Origin of the sequence: Roseomonas sp. TAS13, from assembly GCF_001950415.1 — a bacterium.
Lineage (GTDB): Bacteria > Pseudomonadota > Alphaproteobacteria > Acetobacterales > Acetobacteraceae > Roseomonas > Roseomonas mucosa.
The window spans coordinates 1-1,492 of the sequence record NZ_BDLP01000631.1 but is presented as its reverse complement, the minus strand read 5'-3'; the positions used below and the strand labels follow the sequence as shown (position 1 = coordinate 1,492).

The 1,492-nt window shown below is 72.9% G+C and carries 2 protein-coding genes; both read left to right on the top strand.

Features of this window, described 5'->3' with window-relative positions:
- Nucleotides 1–73: 73 nt before the first annotated feature.
- On the top strand, nt 74–700 hold the full coding sequence (locus ROTAS13_RS24370; protein WP_019462577.1) for a precorrin-8X methylmutase: 627 nt from the start codon (nt 74–76) through the stop codon (nt 698–700).
- A gap of 1 nt (nt 701) precedes the next feature.
- The gene (locus ROTAS13_RS24365; RefSeq protein ID WP_019462576.1) at nt 702–1,445 is read left to right on the top strand and encodes a precorrin-2 C(20)-methyltransferase; all 744 of its coding nucleotides are present in this window, start codon (nt 702–704) and stop codon (nt 1,443–1,445) included.
- The last annotated feature ends 47 nt before the right edge of the window (nt 1,446–1,492 follow it).

Sequence of the window (1,492 nt, the reverse complement as noted above, 5' to 3'; positions counted from 1 at the left end):
GCATCGCCGAGGTGACAGACTGGCTCCTCGGCGCACAGGACAGGGCCGCCCGGGAAGCGGCCCAGGGGACAGGATGACCTACGACTACATCCGCGACGGCGCGGCGATCTACCGCCGGTCCTTCGCCACGATCCGGGCCGAGGCCGATCTTTCGGGGCTTTCGCCGGAGGAAGCCCGCGTCGCGGTGCGCGTCATCCATGCCTGCGGCATGGTGGAGGTCGTGCGCGCCCTCCGCTTCTCGCCCGGCTTCGCCAGCGCCGCCCGGAACGCGCTGCTTGCCGGCAGGCCCATCCTCTGCGATGCGAAGATGGTCGCGCATGGCATCACCCGCCCGCGCCTGCCCGCCGCGAACGAGGTGGTCTGCACCCTCGACGCGCCCGGCGTGCCGGAACTGGCGCGGGAGACGGGCAACACCCGCTCCGCCGCCGCGCTGCATCTCTGGGGGGACCGGCTGGAGGGCGCGCTGGTCGCCATCGGCAATGCGCCCACCGCGCTGTTCCACCTGCTGGAGCTGCTGGATGCCGGCGCGCCCCGCCCGGCGGCGGTGATCGGCCTGCCGGTGGGCTTCGTCGGCGCGGCGGAATCCAAGCAGGCCCTGGCCGCGCGGCACGACGTCCCCTGGATGATCGTGGAGGGCCGGCTGGGCGGCAGCGCCATGGCCGTGGCCGCCGTGAACGCCCTGGCGAGCGAGGCCGAGTAGCGTGACCGCCCTCCCTGCCGCTTCCGGTACGCTCTACACGCTGGGCCTCGGCCCCGGAGATCCGGAGCTGCTGACCCTCAAGGCCGCCCGCATCCTGCGCGGGGCGCCGGTCTTCGCGCATTTCGCCAAGCGCGGCCGCGACGGCCATGCCCGCACCATCGCCGCGCAGCATCTGCCGCCCGCGGCGGAGGAGCTGCGCTTCGAGTATCCCTATACCACCGAGATCCCGGTCGGGGACCCGCGCTATGCCGCCGGCATCGCGGGTTTCTACGAGGATTGCGCCGGCATCCTGGCCCATCGCCTGCGGGCCGGGCAGGATGTGGCCCTGCTCTGCGAGGGCGATCCCTTCTTCTACGGCTCCTCGATGTATCTCTTCGACCGGCTGCGCGGCGAGTTCCGGCAGGAGGTCGTGCCCGGCATCACCGCGATGGGCGGCTGCTGGGCCCGGACGCAGACGCCGGTCGTGCATGGCGACGACATCCTCACCGTCCTTCCCGGCACGCTGGACGGGGCGCGCATGGCGGAGCGGCTGCGCGGCACCGATGCGGCGGTGATCATGAAGGTCGGCCGCAACCTGCCGAAGATCCGCGCCGCGCTGGAGGAGGCGGGCCTCACCGCCCGCGCCCTCTATGTCGAGCGCGGCACCATGGCGGCGGAGCGGATCATCCCGCTCGCCGAGCGCGACGACGCGCCGGCGCCGTATTTCTCGCTGGTGCTGGTCCCGGGCCGGCAGCGGGTGCGATGAGCGGCTGGCTCCGCTGTCTCTTGATCACATCTACGCACAGCTCCACC